This is a genomic window from Mesorhizobium sp. (genome assembly GCF_004963255.1).
In the GTDB taxonomy this organism is placed as follows: domain Bacteria; phylum Pseudomonadota; class Alphaproteobacteria; order Rhizobiales; family Rhizobiaceae; genus Mesorhizobium.
In genome coordinates this window covers 62961-79657 of sequence record NZ_SUGA01000019.1, presented here as the reverse complement: position 1 = coordinate 79657, position 16697 = coordinate 62961, and the positions used below count along the sequence as shown (strand labels likewise).

Genomic DNA, 16697 nt, shown 5'->3' with positions numbered 1-16697 from the left:
CCGGCTCGTCAGCTGCGCCGCTTGGCCTCGAGACTCCGCGCCGCCTCCTCGATCGCCGCGCGATCGTTGCCCAGCCGGTCGAGCAGTTCCTGCGCCTCGTCGCCCGAAATGCCAGTGCGCATGGCAAGCGCCTCCACCGTCAGCACATCCGCGCTGTCGATCTCGCGCGTTTCGGGCAGGGCGTCGCCCGCCGTCAGCGGCAGGGCGGCCTCTCGGTCGATCTCCAGCTCGGCCTGTTGCCAGTGCCGTTCATGATTGCCGAGGATGCCGCCCTCGCGTTGAAAGATCTCATAGGCTCGCTGCCTGATCTTCTCGGTCCGATCGTCGTCCATCGCCGTTCCTCCTTGCGTGTCACAAGAACGCGGGACAGGGCGGAACGATCCGTGTCGTTCACGAAGTGATCGACCAGCCTACGGCCCGTAAATCGCCACCGGCTTGCCGAACATGCCGGGCTCGGGTTTCACGCCCAGCCCCGGCCGCTGCGGCACGTCGATATGGCCTTGCCTGATGACGACCGGGTGCTTCTGGTCGAAATGGCCCTCGATGTATTCCTGGGCGATCCAGGCGCCTTCCATGCGGCGCGGCTCGACGGTGGCGGCCAGATGCACGCAGGCCGCGGCGATGACGTCGCCGCCCCAGGCGTCGTCGCAGCTATGCGGCAGCGAGCGGATGGCGCAAAGGTCGCGCACTGTCGCCATTTTGGTCAGCCCACCGAGGCGCGTGACCTTGAAGCCGAAGCCGTCCGCGATGCCAAGCGAGATTGCCCTCAGCACCGCGTTCTGGTCCTCGGTGCTCTCGTCGAGATAGACCGGATGCGTGACGCGGCCTTTCAGCGTCGCGATCTCGTCCATCGTGTTGCAGGGCTGTTCGAACACGAAAGGAATCGCCTGGCAGAGCCGGTCGAGATGGATCGCGGCGGCGACCGTCAGGCCACGGTTGCCGTCGACCGCCAGCCGCGCCTTGTAGCCGACCGCTTCCCAGACCTTGTGGACCACGGCGACGTCCTCTTCCAAATCGCGCCCGCCGATCTTCACCTGCAGCCGCGGATAGCCGGCCTTCGCCTTGTCGGCGGCGATCCGCGCCGTCTCCTCCGGCGCCCCGACGATCAGTGAATAATAGGTCGGCACGCGGTCGGTCAGCGCCCCGCCCAGCAGCGTCGAGACCGGCACGCCGAGCTTTTGTCCGAGCAGGTCGAGGAAGGCCATGTCGAACGCGGCCTTGGCATAGCCGTGGCCGTTGAGCCGCTCGTCCATCCGCTTCGCAAGCAGCCTGATCGAGGCGATCTCCGAACCGATCAGGCCGGGTGCGATTTCGGCGATGGCGGCGCGCGCGCCCAGCGCGTGATGCGGCTGGTAGACCGGGCCGATCGGGCAGGTCTCGCCCCAGCCTGTGAGCCCGTCATCGGTGATGATCTCGACCAGCGTTGAGTCCAGCGCTTCCACATCGGCGCTGGCCATGCGGTAGACGCCGTTCTTGACCGGCAATTGGGCCGAATAGACGTTGATCCGCTCGATGCGCATACGGGCTTCCCTCCAAAGGACAGGTCGGCAACAGGGCCCTTGCAGGCCCCGCCTGTTACATCCGCGCCCTGGCCGAGGTCGGGTCGTAAGGCGAGTCCGCGATCACCTCCGCGACCTTCCAGTCGCCCAGGATCGCGACGTCGAGCTTGGTGCCAGGCCTGGCAAAACGCTCGGGCAGCAGCGCCAGCGCCACGTCGTGCCCGAGCGCGTAGCCATAGCCGCCGGAGGTGATGCGCCCGACCAGCTTGCCGTCGCTGTAGAGCCCCTCATTGGCAAAGGTGCTGGCGCCGTCGGTGTCGATCCTGAGCGTCACCGAGCGGCGCTGGTCGTTGCGCTCCTTGTATTTCAGCACCGCGTCGCGCCCGACGAAGTCGCCCTTGTCGAGACGGATGAAGCGCTCCAGCCCGCTCTCCAGCGCGTTGAGCTCCGGGTTCATGTCGCGGTACATGGCGCGATAGGATTTCTCGAGCCTGAGCGACTCCAGCGCATGCAGCCCGACCAGCCGCATGCCGTGCTTCTCGCCCTCTCTCAGGATCGCGTCGAGCAGATGCCGCTGGTAGGGCAGGGGATGATAGAGCTCCCAGCCAAGCTCGCCTTCATAGTTGACGCGCAGCAGCCGCACGTCGCTGGCCAGAGCCACGCTGCCGGTCTTCACGCCGAACCAGGGGAAGCTTTCGTTGGAAAGGTCGATCCCGGTCAGCGGCTGCAGCACTTCGCGCGCTTTGGGGCCGACAACGGCAAAGCAGCCGCGATCATTGGTGACGTTCCTCAGGCCCACGCTGCCGTCGGCGGGGAGCAGCCTGGACAGATCGTCGAAATTCCAGCGCTCGGCGCGGGGCGTCGAGATCAGGTAGAACAGATCCTCGCCGAGACGCGCCACCATATACTCCGCCTGCACGCCACCGGCGGGCGTCAAATGATGCGCCAGCGTCACCTTGCCGACCGCGGGAAGACGGTTGGCGATGATCCTGTCCAGCCACCGGGCGGTATTCGGGCCGGAGACCTCGAATTTGGTCATCGGCGTCATCTCGACCAGGCCGACGGCGTTGCGCACCGCCAGCACCTCCTCGCCGACGAGGTTCCCCTTGGGCGTCCAGAGCCAGCTATACTGGTCCTTGGCCTCGACGCCGCCACGGGCGAACCAGTTCGGCATCTCCCAGCCGTTGAGCACGCCCCAGACCGCGCCCAGCTCGGTCAGCCTGTCATAGGAGGGCGCGGTCTTCTGCGGCCGTGCTGCAGGCATGTCCTGCCCCGGATATTTCTGCTCGGCATGCGTGCCCCAGGCCTCACGCACCTTCGCGCGCGTCCATTCCTTGTTGGCGTAGTCGCCGAAGCGGCGCGGGTCGAGGTCGGACGTGTCGAGACTGTTGGAGCCCTCGACGATCCGCTCCGACAGGTAATAGCCGATCGTACCGCCCCACAGGATGCCACCCGGCACGCCTTCGGCGAGCCAGACATTGGGCAGGCCCCAGGCCGGTCCCATCAAGGGCAGTTCGTCGGCCGTCATCTGGAAGGGCCCGCGCACATTGGCCTTGATGCCGACGCGCCCCAGCGCCGGCACGAGCCGCAAGGCCTGCTCCCAGTTCCACGACACCGCCTCGAAATCCTCTTCCAGCAGGTCGGCGCCGAACCAGGCGGGAACACCGTCCTCGGCGAACAGCTTCAGGTGCTCGGTGCGCTCGTAAGGCCCGAACATCAGCCCGTCGCCTTCCTCACGCAGATAGCCCTCAAACCCTTCATCGCGCAGGATCGGCATTTCGGGCCGCCCGGCGCGCTTGCGCTCCACCACTTCCGGCACCGCTTCGGTGATCCAGTATTGGTGCAGGATTGGGATCGCCGGGATGTCGAGCCCGAGCATCGCGCCGGTCTGGCGCGCGTAGTTGCCGGTGGCCGTGACCACATGCTCGCAGGTGATGTTGCCCTGATTGGTCCGGACCAGCCACTCGCCACTGGCCGTTCGCTCGAAGCCGGTGACTTCGGTGTTCAGATAGACCTTGGCGCCAAGATCGCGCGCGCCCTTGGCCATGGCGTGCGTGACATCGGCCGGCGCGATATGGCCGTCGTCGGGATGGTAGAGCGCGCCGAGCATCTCCTTGTTGTCGAGCAGCGGCCAGAGCTTTCGCGCCTCGTCGGGCGTCAGCAATTGCGCTCGCATGCCTTGCACCTCGGCAACGCTCATATAGCTCTTGAACTCGTCGAGCCGGTCGCGCGAATTGGCGATGCGCAACTGGCCGCATTTGTGCCAACCCACAGGTTGGCCTGTCTCAGCCTCCAGCCCCTCATAGATCTCGATCGTCTTGTTGATCATGCGCCCGACATTGATGTTGCGGGCATAGGACGGGATCAGCCCCGCCGCATGCCAGGTCGAGCCGGCCGTCAGCTGCGTGCGCTCCAGCAGCGCCACGTCGGTCCAGCCGCGCTTGGCGAGCCCGTAGAGGATACCCGCGCCGACGCAGCCCCCGCCGACAATCACCACCCGCGCATGTGTCTGCATCAAATCACCGATTTTTTGACCGAGCCGAGAACAACCGCGGTCGAAGCTACAGGCGGTGATTGGCGCTGTAACGTCTTCAAAAATTAGGGGTCATGATAAGCTGGATTTATGCAGCAGCCTGCTGGCTGCCGCAGTCACTGCGCCTGCCCGTCCTGAGCCGTCTCGTCCTTGAAGTCGACCTTCGTTCCCGGCTTGACCATGGCGGCGAGGTCTTCGGCGTCCCAGTTGGTCATCCGGATGCAGCCATGCGAGAAGGTGGTGCCGATCTTGCCCGGGTCTGGTGTGCCGTGAATGCCGTAGCTCTCGATCGAGAGGTCGATCCACACCGATCCGACGGGATTGTTGGGCCCCTTGGCGATGGTGAAGGGATGCTTGGTCTTCACCCCCTTGAAGGCGAATTTCGGATTGTAGTGATAGGTCGGATTGCGCACCACGCGCTTGACCTCGGCCGCGCCGCTCGGCGCCGGTTTCTCCTCGCTGCCGATCGAGGCCGGATAGACGGCAATCGCCTTGCCCGACGCATCGAGCGCGCGCACCTGGCGCGATGCCTTGTCGACCTCGACGCTGGCTATCTGTGAAGGCGGATCGCCGCGGCCGACATCGGGCACGACCAGAGTCGTGCCGGTCTTGCTGAATCTGGCTTTGGGATTGAGCATCCTCAGCAAGTCTTCGCTGACATGAAACCGCTCGGCCAGCTTCTCGCGCGCGTTGCGATAACCCAGGCGCTTGAGATGCGCCATGCGCTCCATGCGAGCCGGGATGCGCCTTGTAAAGGGGCCGCGCACATCCTTCGCCTTCGTCTCATAGCTCGTCAGTACCGGGCCGGCGAAGGTCGCCGCGACCTTGTCCCACGTCTCCCGCGTGAGCTTGCCGTCGGAGGGCAATCCGTTCGCTGCCTGGAAGGCCGCGACCGCCTTGGTGAAGTTCTGCGACGCGCGGCCGTCGATCAGGCCGGGGGAGAAGCGGGCGCGATCCAGAAGCACCTGCGCCTTGAGCAGCATGGGGCTGACGCCTTTGGGTTCGGCTTCGCTGAATTGCGCTTGATTGACGGCGTCGGGTTCCAGTCTCGCTGCCTGCGTGGCGCCGCACGCGATGCCGAGCGTCACCGCGACGAAAACAAGGAACCTGACCATCGACGTCACTCCGAACCGCGACAAGGACCTGCCTCTATGACGCGGCAGCCCCGATCTGGTTCCTATCGAGGGGCAACGTGTCGTGCTTCGCTACCGGCGATCGTGACGGAGAACGAATGAGGCGGCGCTGGCCGCCGCCTCATCTGCATCAGGCATGTTTTGGGTGAGCTTTTTCAAGCATGGGGGGAATGGTGCCATCCTCGATGAGGATGTCCTTCTTGCGCGCAAAGGCGACGAAAACGCCTCTCGCTGTTTCCGCATCGACATCCCCGGCCAGGGCGGCCCTGCAGGCACGGATGGCCGCCTTCTGCTCCGGGCTGTTACCGCACCAGTCGATGACGAACTGATAGGCGTCCACGACGGTGTTCAACTGACGCGGAAATCCCAGTCCTACCCAAACGCGAATTGGTTTTTCGAACGGTTTGGCGAACATCGCTAACGTCCTCGATCCGCGACGATGCTAGGCGGTCAGCCCGCCGCCCTTGCGGCCTTTGCCGACCATCCAGGGCAGGGTGGTGCTCACGTCTTCATGGATTCTGGCGGATTTGGCGAAACCGCAAAATGCGTCTCTGGCCGCCGTCAGCGGCAAGCCGCTGTCGAAGGCCCTCTGGCAGGCGCGCAGCGCCGTTTCATAGATCGGCCCGCGCCGGTTCTTGGGCCATTCATAGAGGAATTCCAGGGCGTCCTCGAGGCACGCGATTTCCTGGATGAGGCTGTTCCCGCTGTTGACGAAAACAGGGCTGTCGAACATCCGATCGTTCATAAGATCCTCCAAGTCGAACGAACAATTTGAGTTTGATAGGGGCGGGGGCCGCGGCGGCCCGCGCCCGACTTCGATATGGGTTTATGAGTTTGAACCGTCAAGCACTTGGCGGATGCTCTCATGCCCCATTGCTCGGGACCGATGTTCGGCGCGCCGCTCGGTCGATCAGCCGGCATCCGAGCCGCCGTCGGGCGGCCTTCTCACCGACTGGAATTGAGCTTCTGGATACGCCCCTTGTCCAGCCGGAAAACGCCGTCGGTGCCGCCTTGTTGCTCGAAGTCGGTTTGAAGCTCATCCCACGTGCCGAGATATTCGCCGCACTCGGCGCAGTGGATCGGCGTTGTGGGTTGGGCATCGGCTGGAATGTTCAAACGGATGACGCCGCAAAACGGGCACTCAAGTTTGTGGTCCAGATATTGGGTGGTCATCACCGTTCAGCATCGCGCAAACGGCACGCCCGTGCAAGCCGGCGGATTTGGACGAGCCGCGGCCTTGTCCAGCGCCGCACTGCGCCGTTCACACGCGCCCTGACGTGGACGTTTGGGCACGCGCCCTTATGATCCGGGCTTCCCGCAGAAGCGACGGACGGTCGCGCCCGACGGACTTTATCAGCCTCCTGGCCTGAGCGTCGGAGATGCCGGTTTTTTCCTTCAGCAGAATGACGAGCTGCTTGTCGTCAATTCGACCATGGGAGCTGCCTTCACCGGGTTCAGTCATGTCGAAGATCCTCCTGCCAACCGAACCGGAAAACCCGTCGAAAGTTTCATCACGGTCTCTTGCTTTGTCCGGCCGCCACGCCGCGCGTTATCTGCCCAGCGGTCTTCGCGATAGCTCAGCCAGCTCCCGCTCGTCGGTGATGCCCGCCATGTAATTCGCGATGATGCGCGCTGCCCGCCGCTCGCGCTGCTCGTCGGTTTCATCCGCGCCGGCGCTGAGTTCAAGGACGCGGCCAAGGAAGGTCACCTCGTCCGGCAGGAATGCGCCTTTCGACAGTCTCGTAATCGGCATGTCTCCTCCTCCGTGCCCCGAGCCCAAAGGATGCCCGGCCGGCGGACAGGTTCGTCACACGAAGACCACCGATCGGGCGTGCCACCCCAACATTCTGGCACGTCCATCCTGCACGTTTGTTGATGATCCGCTCTAACCCAGGTGAATCGGTCACGAAACTCTTCGCGCACCGAACCTAGAGCTGCGTGTGCAGCTTGCTCGCAAGCCAATCGGTGACTTTCTCGGTCAGCGGACGCGCCTGCCACTCCGCCAGGCTGATCTGCCTCGACCGTTTCAGGTCCTCGTCGAACAAGTCGATCTGCGTCTGCGCAAAATCCCTGCCGTAGACATTGAGGCTGGCTTCGTCATTCAAGCGCAACGAGCGCTCGTCCAGGTTGGTGGAACCGAAGCTTGCCCAGACGTCATCGACGATGAGCAGTTTGGGATGATACATCGTCGGCTGAAACTCGTAGATGCGCACGCCCGCTTCGAGCAGTTCTCCCCAGAAGTGGCGCGAGCCCTTTCGCACGATGGGCACATCGGTCAGCGAATTGGGCACGATGACGTCGACGGCCACGCCTCGTTTCCTGGCGTCGAGTATCTGCTGCAGCGCGATTTCGTCCGGCACGAAATAGGCCATGCCGATGCGCAGGTGATCCTTGGCCGCGGCGATCGCGGCCAGCATCATCAGCTCCATGTTCTCGGAGCCGTTCGGTTGCGATGAAAGGACCAGCTGGGCGCTAAGCGCGCCTGCGGGTTGGGGTGGCGGATAGAACTTCTCTCCTTGCAATGTTTCGCCTGCGGTCTCCAGCCAGTTCTCGGCGAAGGCCGCCTGGAACGCGCCTACCGAAGGCCCTTCGATCCGATAATGGGTGTCACGCCACTCGTTCGGATTGCGCGCATCGCCCAGCCAGTTGTCCGCGATGCCGACCCCGCCGGTGAACGCGACCCGCCCGTCCACGATGAGCAGTTTGCGGTGGGTCCGGTTGTTCACCCGGTCCAGCGTGTACCAGTGGATTGGCCGGTAGCGCTGGAACCGCACCCCGGCGCCCGTCATGATGTGGATGAGGTTCTCGTCGAAGGGCAGGCTGCCGAGCCAGTCGACCAGCACTCGGACCTCGACGCCTTCGCGGGCTTTCGCGGCCAAGGCCGCGGCGAATTGATAGCCGACCGAGCCCGACCAATAAATGTAGGTTTCCATGTCGATGCTGGATCGGGCCGTGCCGATCGCTTGCAGCATCGCCGGGAAAATTTCGTCGCCGTTGACGAGGGTTTGCACGGCGTTCTGCCCGGAGATCTGCCCTTGCGAATAGCTGCTCATGCTTTGCACGAATTGCGGATCCGTCGCGTCGAAACGGTGCGGAACGATCGTGCGGATGACACGCGACTCCGGGGTCAGGTTTACCGCGGCCAGCGTGACGACGGCAGCGGCGACGGCCACGGCGACATATTTGACGATGTCGAGCCAATAGCCGGCCTTGCGCCCGGCAGCGAGTGTCTTGCTGGCCAGCAGCGCTCTAAACCCCTGAGCCTTCACGTCTTTCGCCTGCGGTCAGTTTATCCCAACAGCAAGAATGTTCGACCGTGATTCAGGTTCCCGGCTGGGCCTGCGCGGGCCCCGACCGGCGCTTCGTCAGCCGATCCCCGGCCCACCGCTCACCATCAACCGAGCGCTGCATCCTTTGTGACCAATCGGCGTTGAAGAAGATCATTCGAGGATCGTCTTGCATGGATATCAAGCTGGAACAGCCCGTAGCCGAAGCCTCGCCTGAGGCCGACATGCTCGTGAACAAGACGGCGCATTTCGTGGAGGAATGGATCAATGAGCATAAGGCCGAACCTCGGGTCTCGATGCCGGCCGAGATAGCCGCCGCCGAATTGGCCGACCAATGTATCGCCGACGCCGAAAGCCAAGGCATAGAGCCTGACGAGATCAGCGAGGAAGTGGGCGACCTCAAGGAATATATCGCCGAGACCGTGCTGGAGGAACAACGCGACGGCGGCGGCGATGATCATGGATCGATTGCGCCTGCGCCGCCCGCTGCTGGAAACGGAGAGCCGAATGCCGAAATTCCGCTTTGAGTTCCTCGAATCCACGAGGCAGCCGCCGATCCACGTCGAGATGGAAAATCTCGAAACGGCGAAAGCCGAGGCCAAGCGAGCTGCGAAGGAAGCCATGCTCGACGGCATTGCCGCCGGGTCGGACCCGACATCATGGGTGACCAAGATCTACGACGAGGCCGGCTACCTGGTGACGATCATCGAATTCCAGGATCTGGTGTCCGAAGCCCAGCGGCCCAGTCAGGCGGACGAGGCCGGAGAGCCCGGCGTGATGCGCTCAGGTTGAGGCTTGATTCCACGCCGGCGGGGACTGCTCGCGTTAATATCCGGGCCCTTATTCGTCACCCTTGTAGGTCTTGGCGGCTTCCTCGATCTTGCGCCAATCGTTGCCATAGCGCCGCACAAGTTCCCGCGCCTGCGCAGGTGACAGTCCCTGCGTCTCGACGACGTGCTTCACCTCCGTCTCTTCGCCCTTCAGCGGCCGCGAGCGCGGCCGCCTGGAATGTCTGGCCGTCGCCGTTTTTTGTCTCGCCATGAATGACCCTCTCTCGGATCGGTATCAACCGCGGAGCCGAAGGAAGGTTTCCTGAACCCGCGCGTCAGCCCGGCTCGATCTCCTCAAACAGCCAGTCGCGAAACGCCTTGACCTTGCGCTGGCGGATCGCTTCCGGCGGGTATACCAGATAGAAGCTGGAGACGGCCTTCAACGCATGGTCGAACGGCCGCACCAGCCGGCCGGTGGCAAGGTCGGCGGAGACCAGCATGGTGCGGCCGAGCACCACGCCTTCGCCCTGGACGGCGGATTCCACGGCGAAGGTGGCGGAATCGAAGGTGAGCCCGCTGTTGGGATCGATGCCTTCGACGCCGGCGCTGGCCAGCCACGCCGCCCAGTCGATGCGGTAGCCGTCGCGGATCAGCGTGTGGTGCTTGAGGTCCTGCGGGTGCCTGAGCGGATGCGGCCCTTCCAGCAGCTTCGGGCTGCAGACGGGGAACACCTCCTCGCCGGTGAGGAATTCCGAGGTCAGCCCGTGATAGTGGCCGCCGCCATATCGTATGGCGACGTCGATGCCGTCGCCGCGGAAATTGGTGAGCCGGCCGGTGGTCGAGACGCGCACGTCGATATCGCCATGCGCGCGGTGAAAACGGTAGAGCCGCGGCACCAGCCATTTGCCGGCAAACCCGTCCGACGTGCTGACGTTGAGCGTCGAGCCGGAGTGGCGCGAGGTCGCGGTCTGCGTCGCCAGCGCGAGCTGGTCGAGCGCCTCGCGCACGGCAACCGCATAAGGCTCGCCGACCGGTGTGAGCCGCACCGAGCGCGTCGCGCGCTCGAAGAGCTGAACGCCGAGCTGATCCTCCAGATGTTTTATCGCCCGGCTGATCGCGCCATGCGTGAGGTTGAGCTCGTCCGCGGCCCTGGAAAAATTCAAATGCCGTGCGGCGGCCTCGAAGGCCGGCAAGGCGCTAAGCGGCGGCAGTCTGCGGGTCATGGCGAAGCTATTTGTGAGTTATGGTAACAGATACTTGCCAAACTTTGGTTTGTCCGTCGAGCTTTTTCCAGCCAAAAATCCTCACAGAACTTGTGATCAAAACTCACCAACGTGCGAGGACGCCATGGCCACCGTTCATCCCTTCCTCTGGTTCAACCTCGATGCCGAGGCCGCGCGGGATTTCTATCTGTCGGTCTTCAAGAACAGCCGCGCGCTCGGCGCGATCGAGTTCACCGACAAGCCGCATGCGATCTTCGACTTCGAGCTCGAAGGCCAGCGCTTTACCGCGCTCAACGCCGGCGGCGTGCCGCCTTTCAACGAGCGCATCTCGCTCTACATCGAGACAGGGGACCAGGAAGAGACCGACTATTTTTGGAACGCGCTCACCGCCGGCGGCGGCTCGGAACAGCCCTGCGGCTGGCTGAAGGACAAGTTCGGCGTCTATTGGCAGGTCATCCCGGGCGAAGCCTTGCGGCTGATGAACGATCCGGATCGCGCGAAGGCAGACCGGGCGCGCCAGGCGATGTATTCGATGAAGAAGATCATCCTCGCCGACATCGCCGCCGCCCACGCCGGCCGCGCCTGATTCAACTCATTACTGCAAGACGGAGAAAACCCATGACCAGTCTCACTGGAAAGAAGATCATCGTCGTCGGCGGCAGCTCCGGCATCGGCTTCGGCGTCGCGGCAGCCGCGCTGGAACACGGTGCGGAAGTCGTGATCGTCGGCCGCTCCGAGGACAAGCTGAAGGCCGCCGAAGAGCGGCTCGGGGCAGGGCGCGTGACGGCCATCCCGGCCGACATGGCCAACGAGGCAGACGTCGCTCGCCTGTTCGACGCGGTCGGCGCCTTCGATCATCTCGTGGCGACGGCCGGCACGCCGCCGCCCAACTTTCCGATCGGCGAGACCGACATGGATTTCGTGCGCGGCTTCGTCGACGGCAAGCTGATCGGGTCGGTGATGCTTGCCAAGCATGCTGTGCGCAAATTGAACAAAGGCGGCTCGATGATCTTCACCTCCGGCATCAACAAGGACCGCCCGCCGGTTCCGGGCGGCGCGGTGGTCGCGACGGTCGCCGGTTCCTTCACCTATTTCGCCCGCGCGCTGGCGCTGGAGCTCGCGCCAACCCGCGTCAACATCGTCTCGCCCGGCTGGGTTGACACCGAAATGTGGGACGAGATCGTCGGAGAAGCCAAGACAGGCTATTTCGAGCAGATGGGCGGCCGCATCCCGGCCGGCAGGATCGCCAGGCCCGCCGACATCGCGCCGGCCTATCTCTATTTGATGCAGAACGAATTCATGACCGGCGAGACCGTCCATATCGACGGCGGGCAGCGGCTGGTCTGAGCGAGCGAGCACAGACTTGATCAGGACGTTCGGTTCCGCCGGTGGCGATGGCTTCGGTGCCAAACGCGATGCGGATCTTGCAGTTCCAATCGCTTCATCGATCCGTATCCGGCCGGGGCAGGGGACGTCGAGGGGACGCCGGCCTTTTATCTATCCCGCAGCGTCGGATCGATCGGGCCCGGCAAAGAGACACCCTCGGAGCGGGAAATGTCACTGGTCAATACTGTCACCCACCATCGCATGCTCAAGGCTGTTGCCGAGGATGGTATCTTTATCGCTTACGAGGACCTGGGTCGTGGCGAGCCGCTCGTACTGCTGCATGGCGCGACCGAAACCAGCGAGTCCTGGCACGAGGCGGGTTACGTCGACCGATTGCTGCGACGCGGGCGCCGGCTGATCCTCATCGATTGCCGCGGCCATGGCCGGAGCGGAAAGCCTTATGACCCGATCGCCTATTCCGACCGCAGACGGGCAGCGGATGTCGTTGCCGTGCTCGACCGTGCTGGTGTCCAGAATGCTGCTTTGATGGGGCATTCGATGGGCGGCGTGGTCGCACTTGCCGCGGCGGTCCATCACCCGGACCGCATCAGCGCGTTGGTCGTCAACGGCGCGCATCCATTCGCGGAGGATATCACCTTCCTGCGTACGACGCTCAAGAATGACTTCGAGGCTTGGGTCGGCCTCTTGACGCAACTGGCCCCCGGCCTTTCGCAGGCCGCATGCCGGCGGATCCGGGCCAACGACATCGCCGCTGTTCAAGCAAGCCTCGCCACGGACAGGCTAGATTTCTCGGCAACCTTCGCGGAGCTGGGCATACCGGTGCTCGCAATCAGCGGCACGCTCGATCCGCGCTGCCAGTCCGTTCGGAATTTCGCCGAACTGGCGGGCGGCGAGTTTCTGGCGCTCCCGGGCAAGAACCATGTCACGGCCTTCCTCGATGTCGACACCGTGGCGCCGGTTGTCGACTCTTTTCTGGAGCGTGTCCGCGTCCAGAAGACCAGGCAAGGAGGCTAAGCGATGTGCCGGTCCTGTCCATCGTGTCGGAAATTCCTTCGCTGGCCACGATCACGATGCGACCATGACGATCAAACCCCGGTCAGTGCGTCACGCGCAGGCCGTCCTCGATCAAATCAAGGATACAGTCTATGATTTCGACATGCATCACCCGGGACTTCGGCCTTGCAACGCCAATAGTCAATGCAGGTATGGCGATGATCGCCCGTCCCGCCCTCGCGGCTGCTGTATGCGAAGCCGGCGGGCTTGGTACGATCGGCTCCGACATCAACCCGCCCCACGTCCTGCGCGAACTCATCCGGAAGACCAGGGCACTTACGAAGCGGCCCTTCGGCGTCGACCTGATCGGCGACTTTGTCACCGACGAACACATATCCGTTCTCGTCGAGGAGCAGGTGATGCTCGCGATCTTCTTTTGGACGTTGCCGACCTCCGAGCATGTCGAACGTCTGAAGCAGGCCGGCATCAAGCTCTGGATGCAGGTCGGCCGCGTCACCGAAGCTGAGCAAGCGGTTGCCCTGGGCGCCGAAGCTCTCATCGTCCAGGGTGCCGAGGCGGGCGGCCACAATCGGGCGGAAGCGTCCACCATGACGCTCTTTCCCCGTATTCGCAGACGCTTCCCCGGTCTGCGGCTGCTTGCTGCAGGCGGCATAGTGGATGGTACGACCATGGCCGCCGCACTCGCGCTCGGCGCTGATGCGGTCTGGTGCGGCAGCCGTTTCCTCGCCTCGAAAGAGGCCGAAGCGCACGATGCTTACAAGGACCGCGTGCTAGCGGCCGATGTGGGCGACACGGCGATCCTATCCATCTACGGTCCCGAGTGGCCCGATCAGCTCATGCGGGCCATCGTCAATGACGGCGCACGTGCGGCGCTGGGTCGGGAGACCCAAGCCACCAAGGATGCAGAAGGCCAGTTCATCGGCTCTACTGTCCTCAACGGCCAGACGGTCCCGGTGCCGCGCTACAGCGCTATCCTGCCGACGCCTGATTTCAACGGGGACATAGAGCAGGCATGCCTGACGGCCGGGCAAAGCGCCGGCAACATCGACGAGATTCTGCCGGCGGGCGAGATAGTCCGGCGCATGACGGCCGAGGCAAATTCCGTGCTCCAGCGCTTGACCAGAGCAATTCCAGGAAAAGTGTGAGCGGTTTTCCGTCCGGAATTGCGTAAAAACAAAGGCATGGAGCGGTTCGCCGTTTCCGAGAAACGGTGAAACGCTCTAGCATAGCGGAGGCCGCCTGACGCGCGGCCTTCACAGATCCATTTGCAACGATCATCCCGGGCAGCGCGCTGCGGCCAAGCGATCAGGCGCGTCGAGCAAACGCGCTGATGCTGTTGAGCAGCGGCTGTTGGTCGCCCACCCAGAACCAGTGGTCGTCACCGTCGATTTCGATGAACCGCGCACCTGGGATCTTGGCCGCCAGGAACCGCCCGGCCTCGACACGCACGGCGCGGTCGCCGGAGCGGTGCAGAACCGTCGTCCGAGCCGAGACGTTTGCGAGCAAGTGACGGACATCGGCATCGCGCAGCGCTTCGAGCAGGCCTGCGACCGCGCCGGGACTAGACGCTGCCCTCAGCAATCCGGCCCACCAGGTTTCCGCTTGGCGGTCTGCGGCGAGGCTCGGGGCGAAAGTTTGGATTTCCGCCGGGCCGCCCCAGCCGGCGAGCAGGCGTTGCTTCCAGAGGTCGTATTGCGCGACGGTCAGGGCGAACGGATAGTCGGGCGCGCGGCTTCCTTTCGCCAGTGAACCCCAGAGAATAAGGCCGATCAGGCGATCGGGGTGATCTACAGCAAAACGGATGCAACCCGGCCCACCTTCTGACGCGCCGACGAGCAAGGCCCTGCGGCTGCCAGCAGCATTCATGACGGCCAGAATATCCTGGGCCGTCGCTTCGACGGTCGGGCGGGCGCCGACGCGGTCGGAAAGTCCCATGCCGCGCCGATCGAACAGGATCAGGCGACCCAGGCGCGAAACAGCGCTGATCCAGGCGCGGCAGCTCCTGTCTTCCCAGATGCGCTCGACATGCGAAATGAAGCCGGGAACAAGCACGATGTCCGTCGGGCCGCTGCCGACGATCTGATACGCGATATGGATGCCGCCCACTTCGACGTAGCGCGTTCTGGGCAGGTCCAAGGTGGCATCGCGCGTTGGCTCACGCAGCATGGCAAGCGTGGTGGGGTCGGGCGCTATGCCGAGTTCCTCCCGCAACAGGCGGATACAGGTTTCGCCCTGGCGCTCCGCGGCCGCCCTGTCCCCGGCCGCCAAGTGGGCCCGGATCAGGTGACGGTGCGCGCTTTCGCTCAGCGGGTCCAGTCCCGCCAGGCGCGTCGCGTGCACGACCGCGCTACGCGGCTCGCCGTCGGCGATCTTCGCCTCGATCAGCCTTTCCAACGCCTGCACCAGCCGGCTGCGCAAGGCCTCGCGCCTGAAGAAGATCCATTCCTCGATTTCGGGACAGTCCGGCAGTGAGAAGCCGGCGAGATAGTCGCCCCGGTAAATGTCGGCGGCCGCATCGAGAGGGCCGACATTGCAGGCATGCTCGAAAACCCTGGAATCGGCCTCGACGGACAGCGCGGGGTTCAGGCTGAGCGATGCTCCGGCCGCAGCGATGACCTCGCTGCCGAACGCGATGCGGATTTTATACAGGGTGCGCCGAAGGCGTGCCCGTGCGGCTTCTTCGTCGGTCTCGGGCCATAGAAGCGTGGCGGCGACCTCCCGCGCCACGGGCCCGCCGGCTTCGGCGAGGTAGATGAGGAGTGCCGCCGCCTTGCGCAAGGCAAGCTCCACCGTCCGGCCGTTCAGACGGAACTCCGGAAAACCCATAAGTTGGAGTTCCAACCGCTTCATCGATCGGTATCCGGCCGGCGGGGGGGACGTTGAGGGGACGCCGGCATTCTATCCACCCCCATGACGTCGGGCCGATCGGGCCCCATCAGGAGACTCCCTTGGAGCGAGAAATGTCACTGGTCAATACTGTCACCCACCATCGCACGTCCGAAGCTGTTGCCGAGGATGGCGCCCTTATCGACATTCGGACGACCGGACAGGGAGGTTGAGACATGTGCCAATCCTGTCTCTCCTGGTATGCGCGCTGCATTGCTCCCTACCTCGTCCACGCCGGGTGTTCGGCCGGCGCATTCGCGCGCATGCGAAGGCGCATGATCCCACGGGCAGAGGGCATTGTCGTCGAAGTCGGCTTCGGGTCCGGCCTGAATCTTCCCTATTACGACGCCGCCAGGGTGGAAAGGCTGGTCGGCGTCGATCCCGACGGCACGATGCTCGGTCTCGCCGAATCGAAGAGCCGCTCCTTGTCATTTGAGGTCGAATGCCTACGCGCCAATGGCGAAAGCCTGCCGTTGAGCGATGACTTGGCCGACACGGTCGTCGTGACCTACGCCTTCTGCACCATTCCCGACCCTCAGGCGGCGCTGGACGAGATCCGGCGCATCCTGAAGCCCACGGGCCGGCTGATCTTCCTCGAGCATGGCCAGGCGGAGGGACCGCGTTGCCGCAGGTGGCAGGCGCGCCTGAATGGGCTGTGGGGGCGGCTCGCCGGCGGTTGCCATCTCAACCGCGATCCACTGCGCTTGATCCGCGCGGCGGGCTTCCATGTCCTTGAAGAGGAGCGCGGGCGGTTCCAACTGCCCTTCTGGCAATTGGGAAGTCACCACGCTGGCGTCGCGGCACCCCCGAGACGTTGATGGCCCGCGAACCTGCACTTCCGAAAACAAATAAGACGTCCGCGTACCTCTATGGATAGGCGAGACGTTTCATGGGCGGTGGCCGGGGCGGGTAAGACTTAGATTGAAATTCCGCTTTCATCCATTGCGGTCTTTCAGTTCCGAGCGCCGCTTGCCGGAGCAGCGTCCGCCCCTCGCGGACCAATGG

At 64.1% G+C, this 16697-nt stretch carries 20 protein-coding genes; 7 read left to right on the top strand and 13 right to left on the bottom strand.

The window, feature by feature from the left end:
• Positions 1–8: 8 nt before the first annotated feature.
• The 10 genes from E5X34_RS19855 to E5X34_RS19810 all read right to left on the bottom strand — a co-directional run bounded on the left by E5X34_RS19855 (position 9) and on the right by E5X34_RS19810 (position 8338).
• On the bottom strand, positions 9–332 hold the full coding sequence (locus E5X34_RS19855; RefSeq protein ID WP_292568095.1) for a DUF2934 domain-containing protein: 324 nt from the start codon (positions 330–332) through the stop codon (positions 9–11).
• Between the two features lie 78 nt (positions 333–410).
• Positions 411–1520, bottom strand: coding sequence for a mandelate racemase/muconate lactonizing enzyme family protein (locus tag E5X34_RS19850; protein WP_292568093.1), 1110 nt, complete (start codon positions 1518–1520; stop codon positions 411–413).
• A 55-nt stretch (positions 1521–1575) separates the two neighbouring features.
• Complete coding sequence (locus tag E5X34_RS19845) at positions 1576–4014, bottom strand: FAD-dependent oxidoreductase (protein WP_292568091.1); 2439 nt, start codon at positions 4012–4014, stop codon at positions 1576–1578.
• A 134-nt stretch (positions 4015–4148) separates the two neighbouring features.
• Positions 4149–5147: a L,D-transpeptidase gene (locus E5X34_RS19840; protein ID WP_292568089.1), complete on the bottom strand. Its 999-nt coding sequence runs from the start codon at positions 5145–5147 to the stop codon at positions 4149–4151.
• 148 nt (positions 5148–5295) lie between these two features.
• On the bottom strand, positions 5296–5580 hold the full coding sequence (locus E5X34_RS19835) for a DUF982 domain-containing protein (RefSeq protein WP_292568087.1): 285 nt from the start codon (positions 5578–5580) through the stop codon (positions 5296–5298).
• 27 nt (positions 5581–5607) lie between these two features.
• Entirely contained in the window at positions 5608–5910 is a 303-nt protein-coding gene (locus tag E5X34_RS19830) for a DUF982 domain-containing protein (RefSeq protein ID WP_292568085.1), read from the bottom strand.
• A gap of 200 nt (positions 5911–6110) precedes the next feature.
• Positions 6111–6338 (bottom strand): hypothetical protein, encoded by a 228-nt coding sequence (locus E5X34_RS19825; protein ID WP_292509249.1) that lies wholly within the window; start codon positions 6336–6338, stop codon positions 6111–6113.
• Between the two features lie 88 nt (positions 6339–6426).
• Positions 6427–6627 carry a hypothetical protein gene (locus E5X34_RS19820; RefSeq protein ID WP_292568082.1) on the bottom strand — a complete coding sequence of 67 codons (201 nt, stop codon included), beginning with the start codon at positions 6625–6627 and terminating at the stop codon, positions 6427–6429.
• An 87-nt stretch (positions 6628–6714) separates the two neighbouring features.
• The gene (locus E5X34_RS19815) at positions 6715–6918 is read right to left on the bottom strand and encodes a hypothetical protein (RefSeq protein WP_292076311.1); all 204 of its coding nucleotides are present in this window, start codon (positions 6916–6918) and stop codon (positions 6715–6717) included.
• Between the two features lie 175 nt (positions 6919–7093).
• Positions 7094–8338, bottom strand: coding sequence for a phospholipase D-like domain-containing protein (locus E5X34_RS19810; RefSeq protein WP_292568080.1), 1245 nt, complete (start codon positions 8336–8338; stop codon positions 7094–7096).
• Positions 8339–8481: 143 nt separating this feature from the next.
• Here E5X34_RS19810 and E5X34_RS19805 point away from each other — a divergent pair, with 143 nt between their 5' ends.
• Together E5X34_RS19805 and E5X34_RS19800 are read left to right on the top strand one after the other, a co-directional pair.
• The gene (locus tag E5X34_RS19805; protein ID WP_292568078.1) at positions 8482–8979 is read left to right on the top strand and encodes a hypothetical protein; all 498 of its coding nucleotides are present in this window, start codon (positions 8482–8484) and stop codon (positions 8977–8979) included.
• On the top strand, positions 8960–9244 hold the full coding sequence (locus E5X34_RS19800; protein WP_292568076.1) for a hypothetical protein: 285 nt from the start codon (positions 8960–8962) through the stop codon (positions 9242–9244). The genes E5X34_RS19805 and E5X34_RS19800 overlap by 20 nt, the downstream gene beginning before the upstream one ends.
• 48 nt (positions 9245–9292) lie before the next feature.
• Here the strand turns inward: E5X34_RS19800 and E5X34_RS19795 are convergent, their stop codons facing one another.
• Together E5X34_RS19795 and E5X34_RS19790 are read right to left on the bottom strand one after the other, a co-directional pair.
• Positions 9293–9493, bottom strand: a complete 201-nt coding sequence (locus E5X34_RS19795; RefSeq protein ID WP_292076302.1) for a hypothetical protein — start codon at positions 9491–9493, stop codon at positions 9293–9295.
• A gap of 64 nt (positions 9494–9557) precedes the next feature.
• Positions 9558–10445 (bottom strand): transcriptional regulator GcvA, encoded by an 888-nt coding sequence (locus tag E5X34_RS19790; RefSeq protein ID WP_292568074.1) that lies wholly within the window; start codon positions 10443–10445, stop codon positions 9558–9560.
• A gap of 124 nt (positions 10446–10569) precedes the next feature.
• On the opposite strand from E5X34_RS19790, the gene E5X34_RS19785 reads away from it, so the two are divergent.
• From E5X34_RS19785 to E5X34_RS19770, 4 genes are all read left to right on the top strand, one after another.
• Positions 10570–11031, top strand: coding sequence for a VOC family protein (locus E5X34_RS19785; RefSeq protein WP_292568072.1), 462 nt, complete (start codon positions 10570–10572; stop codon positions 11029–11031).
• Between the two features lie 32 nt (positions 11032–11063).
• Positions 11064–11792: an SDR family oxidoreductase gene (locus E5X34_RS19780; protein ID WP_292568070.1), complete on the top strand. Its 729-nt coding sequence runs from the start codon at positions 11064–11066 to the stop codon at positions 11790–11792.
• A gap of 207 nt (positions 11793–11999) precedes the next feature.
• Positions 12000–12806 (top strand): alpha/beta hydrolase, encoded by an 807-nt coding sequence (locus E5X34_RS19775; protein WP_292568068.1) that lies wholly within the window; start codon positions 12000–12002, stop codon positions 12804–12806.
• 110 nt (positions 12807–12916) lie between these two features.
• The gene (locus E5X34_RS19770) at positions 12917–13951 is read left to right on the top strand and encodes a nitronate monooxygenase (protein WP_366664889.1); all 1035 of its coding nucleotides are present in this window, start codon (positions 12917–12919) and stop codon (positions 13949–13951) included.
• A 160-nt stretch (positions 13952–14111) separates the two neighbouring features.
• Here the strand turns inward: E5X34_RS19770 and E5X34_RS19765 are convergent, their stop codons facing one another.
• Complete coding sequence (locus tag E5X34_RS19765) at positions 14112–15656, bottom strand: alpha/beta hydrolase (RefSeq protein WP_292568064.1); 1545 nt, start codon at positions 15654–15656, stop codon at positions 14112–14114.
• 311 nt (positions 15657–15967) lie between these two features.
• On the opposite strand from E5X34_RS19765, the gene E5X34_RS19760 reads away from it, so the two are divergent.
• On the top strand, positions 15968–16510 hold the full coding sequence (locus tag E5X34_RS19760; protein ID WP_292568062.1) for a class I SAM-dependent methyltransferase: 543 nt from the start codon (positions 15968–15970) through the stop codon (positions 16508–16510).
• Positions 16511–16697 lie beyond the last annotated feature (187 nt).

What these genes read in the sequence shown, in the direction of transcription:
- E5X34_RS19795 (WP_292076302.1), bottom strand. Translation starts at nt 9,493, where the DNA reads ATGGCGAGACAAAAAACGGCGACGGCCAGACATTCCAGGCGGCCGCGC.
- E5X34_RS19840 (WP_292568089.1), bottom strand. Translation starts at nt 5,147, where the DNA reads ATGGTCAGGTTCCTTGTTTTCGTCGCGGTGACGCTCGGCATCGCGTGC.
- E5X34_RS19760 (WP_292568062.1), top strand. Translation starts at nt 15,968, where the DNA reads ATGATCCCACGGGCAGAGGGCATTGTCGTCGAAGTCGGCTTCGGGTCC.
- E5X34_RS19800 (WP_292568076.1), top strand. Translation starts at nt 8,960, where the DNA reads ATGCCGAAATTCCGCTTTGAGTTCCTCGAATCCACGAGGCAGCCGCCG.
- E5X34_RS19825 (WP_292509249.1), bottom strand. Translation starts at nt 6,338, where the DNA reads ATGACCACCCAATATCTGGACCACAAACTTGAGTGCCCGTTTTGCGGC.
- E5X34_RS19855 (WP_292568095.1), bottom strand. Translation starts at nt 332, where the DNA reads ATGGACGACGATCGGACCGAGAAGATCAGGCAGCGAGCCTATGAGATC.
- E5X34_RS19850 (WP_292568093.1), bottom strand. Translation starts at nt 1,520, where the DNA reads ATGCGCATCGAGCGGATCAACGTCTATTCGGCCCAATTGCCGGTCAAG.
- E5X34_RS19815 (WP_292076311.1), bottom strand. Translation starts at nt 6,918, where the DNA reads ATGCCGATTACGAGACTGTCGAAAGGCGCATTCCTGCCGGACGAGGTG.
- E5X34_RS19820 (WP_292568082.1), bottom strand. Translation starts at nt 6,627, where the DNA reads ATGACTGAACCCGGTGAAGGCAGCTCCCATGGTCGAATTGACGACAAG.
- E5X34_RS19830 (WP_292568085.1), bottom strand. Translation starts at nt 5,910, where the DNA reads ATGAACGATCGGATGTTCGACAGCCCTGTTTTCGTCAACAGCGGGAAC.
- E5X34_RS19765 (WP_292568064.1), bottom strand. Translation starts at nt 15,656, where the DNA reads ATGAAGCGGTTGGAACTCCAACTTATGGGTTTTCCGGAGTTCCGTCTG.
- E5X34_RS19780 (WP_292568070.1), top strand. Translation starts at nt 11,064, where the DNA reads ATGACCAGTCTCACTGGAAAGAAGATCATCGTCGTCGGCGGCAGCTCC.
- E5X34_RS19775 (WP_292568068.1), top strand. Translation starts at nt 12,000, where the DNA reads ATGTCACTGGTCAATACTGTCACCCACCATCGCATGCTCAAGGCTGTT.
- E5X34_RS19845 (WP_292568091.1), bottom strand. Translation starts at nt 4,014, where the DNA reads ATGCAGACACATGCGCGGGTGGTGATTGTCGGCGGGGGCTGCGTCGGC.
- E5X34_RS19835 (WP_292568087.1), bottom strand. Translation starts at nt 5,580, where the DNA reads ATGTTCGCCAAACCGTTCGAAAAACCAATTCGCGTTTGGGTAGGACTG.
- E5X34_RS19790 (WP_292568074.1), bottom strand. Translation starts at nt 10,445, where the DNA reads ATGACCCGCAGACTGCCGCCGCTTAGCGCCTTGCCGGCCTTCGAGGCC.
- E5X34_RS19785 (WP_292568072.1), top strand. Translation starts at nt 10,570, where the DNA reads ATGGCCACCGTTCATCCCTTCCTCTGGTTCAACCTCGATGCCGAGGCC.